This is a genomic window from Mesorhizobium sp. M4A.F.Ca.ET.050.02.1.1, assembly GCF_003997725.1.
Lineage (GTDB): Bacteria > Pseudomonadota > Alphaproteobacteria > Rhizobiales > Rhizobiaceae > Mesorhizobium.
In genome coordinates, this window is record NZ_RZSG01000780.1 from 1 (window position 1) to 2,757 (window position 2,757).

4 protein-coding genes are annotated in these 2,757 nt (G+C 65.4%); all 4 read right to left on the bottom strand.

Going from position 1 to position 2,757, the window contains the following annotated elements:
- Nucleotides 1–182, bottom strand: a 182-nt coding sequence (locus tag EOA33_RS31015) for an ATP-binding cassette domain-containing protein (RefSeq protein WP_127407373.1), incomplete at its 3' end; no start/stop codon positions are given.
- Nucleotides 179–1,048, bottom strand: a complete 870-nt coding sequence (locus EOA33_RS31020; protein WP_126054129.1) for an ABC transporter permease — start codon at nt 1,046–1,048, stop codon at nt 179–181. The genes EOA33_RS31020 and EOA33_RS31015, both read right to left, overlap by 4 nt.
- Nucleotides 1,045–1,992, bottom strand: coding sequence for an ABC transporter permease (locus EOA33_RS31025; protein ID WP_127407374.1), 948 nt, complete (start codon nt 1,990–1,992; stop codon nt 1,045–1,047). Before EOA33_RS31025 ends, EOA33_RS31020 begins: the two co-directional genes overlap by 4 nt.
- Before the next feature lie 256 nt (nt 1,993–2,248).
- The coding region (locus tag EOA33_RS31030; RefSeq protein ID WP_245482489.1) for an ABC transporter substrate-binding protein at nt 2,249–2,757 on the bottom strand (509 nt) is incomplete at its 5' end.

Consider the following 2,757-nt stretch of genomic DNA (forward strand, 5'->3'; position numbering starts at 1 on the left):
CCGCCGGCACGCGCCGCGAAGGGCAGAAGCCGCATCACGGTGAGCGCCGTCATCGACTTGCCCGAGCCGGACTCGCCGACAAGCCCCATGACCTCGCCCGGTGCCACGGCAAGCTCGACCCCCTTCAGGATCGGCGTGTCGCCGATCGCCAGCGACAGGTTCTCGATCTCGAGCAGGCTCATCGCTGCCGCCGCGATTTCGGGTCGAGGATGTCGGCGATGCCGTCCCCCAGCAGGTTGAGGCCGAGCACGGTGACGACGATCGCCATGCCCGGAAAGATCGCCATCCACGGCGCCACGACCATGCGCGTCTGCGCGTCGAACAGCATGCGACCCCAGCTCGGCATCGGCGGCTGCGCGCCGAGGCCGACATAGGAAAGGCCGGCTTCGGCAAGGATGCCCAGCGCGAACTGGATGGTGCCTTGCACCAGGAGCAACGTGGCGATGTTTGGCAGGATGTGCTCGATGGTGATCAGCGTTGGCCCCTTGCCGGCGGCACGCGCGGCCAGGATGAATTCACGCGGCCAGATGGCGAGAGCGCCGGCGCGGGCGACGCGCGCGAAAACGGGAATGTTGAAGATGCCGATGGCGATGATGGCGTTGATCGCGCCCGGCCCGAAGATGGCGGTGATCATGATCGCCGACAGCAGCGCGGGGAAGGCGAAGACGAGGTCGTTCAGCCGCATCAGCGCCTCGTCGGCGAGGCCGCCGCGCGCGGCGGCAAAGGCGCCGAGCGGCACGCCGACGCCCATGCCGATGCCGACCGCGACCAGCGCCACGGCGATCGAGTTGCGGGCGCCGACCATGATCATCGACAGGATGTCGCGGCCGAAATGGTCGGTGCCGAACCAGTGCGCCCATGAAGGCGTCAGGGTCTTGTCCGAGATCACCAGCCTGGTGACATCATAGGGCGTCCAGACATAGGAGAGCATCGCTATCGCCGCCACCAGCGCGGTGATGGCGAAGCCGACGAGGAAGGACCGGTTGCGGAACGCCTTGGCCAGCAGTGCGCCAACGGTCTCTTCGGGGATGTCGACATGGAGCGTCATTGCCGGCTTCTCAGGCGCGGATCGACGACCGCATAGGAGAGGTCGACGAGGAGGTTGACGGCGATGACGGCGGCGACCAGCAGCATGACGACGCTTTCGACGACGATCAGGTCGCGCTGCGTGATGGCCTGGAACACCAACCGTCCAAGGCCGGGCAGGTAGAAGACGTTCTCGATAATGATGGTGCCGGCGAGCAGGAAGGCGAATTGCAAACCGAGAATGGTGAGTACCGGGATCATGGCGTTGCGCAGCGCGTGCCGCCAGAGCACGGCGCGGTATGGCATGCCCTTGGCGCGGGCGGTGCGGACATAGTCCTCGTGCAGCACCTCGATCAGTGCCGAGCGGGCGACGCGGGCAAGGATCGCGGCTTGCGGCAGGGCAAGGGCGACCGCCGGCAGAAGCAGCGATTTCAGCGCCGGCCAGGCACCGGCGCCCCAGCCGGGAAAGCCGCCGGCCGGCACCAGTCGCAGCCAGACGGCGAAGAGATAGATCAGCATCAGCGCGAACCAGAAGTTCGGCACGGCGACGCCGAGTTGGGCGGCGCCCATGGCGATAGCGTCGCCGGCCCGGCCGTGGCGGATGGCGGAATAAATCCCGACCGGAATGGCGATAGCGGTGGACAGCGCCAGCGCGATCAGCGCCAGCGGCAGCGAGACGACGACGCGTTCGCGCACGAGATCGATAACCGGCACCGAATAGGTGTAGGAGCGGCCGAAATCGAGGCTGAGCAACCCGCCCGCCCAATGCAGGTAACGCAAGGCCAGCGGCGCGTTGAGCCCTATCTGGTTGCGCAGCACCTCGACCTGCTCGGCGCTGGCGTTCATGCCCAGCATCAGCCGCGCCGGGTCGCCGGGGATGATCTCCAGCACCGCGAACACCACCATGGAGGCCAGCACCAGCGTGGCGGCGGCGATGATCAGACGCTTGAGGAGGTAGGCACTCATGGAAGGCTGACCGCCCGGGCTTCGTCATCCTGGGGCGGAGCAGGAGCGAAGCAACGTCGCGAAGACCCCAGGATCCATGACGTGACAGAGGTCGAAGAGCGCGACGATGCAGAACCCAGGTCACGCTTTCCTGTCTTCACGGATGGGCCTCCTGTATTCTGCAACGCAGAGGTCGCTCACAAGCCATGGCATGGATCCTAGGGTCTGCGCAGCCGCTGCGTGGCTGCTCCACCCTTTGATGACGAAGTGCTGGGGTTCACTCGCTCCACTTCACCTTGGTGAGATCATTGGCCTGGATCGGCGCGTTCTCCCAGAGGCCTTGCAGCTTGGCGTCCCAGACGCCGACCTTCGGCAGTTCGTAGAGGAAGCCGACCACGGCATCGTCGGCGAGGATCTTCTGCGCCTCACCGAGCAGTTCCTTGCGCTTGGCCTCGTCGGAGGTGAGGTTCAGATCGGCGATGACCTTGTCGAAAGCCGGGTTGTTGTAATTGAAGTAATAGTCCTTGCGCGAATAGATATCGATGTCGTTGGGCTCGGTGTGGGAGACGATGGTGAGGTCGTAGTCCTTCTTGGTAAATACCTGGTCCAGCCACTGCGCCCATTCAACGGGCACGATCTCCAGATCGATGCCGACGTCGCGCAACTCCGAGGCGATGATCTCGCCGCCAAGCCGGGCATAGGAAGGCGGCGGCAGCTTCAGCGTCGCCTTGAAGCCGTTCTCGAGGCCGGCTTGCTTGAGCAGTTCCTTGGCCTTGGCGACATCAT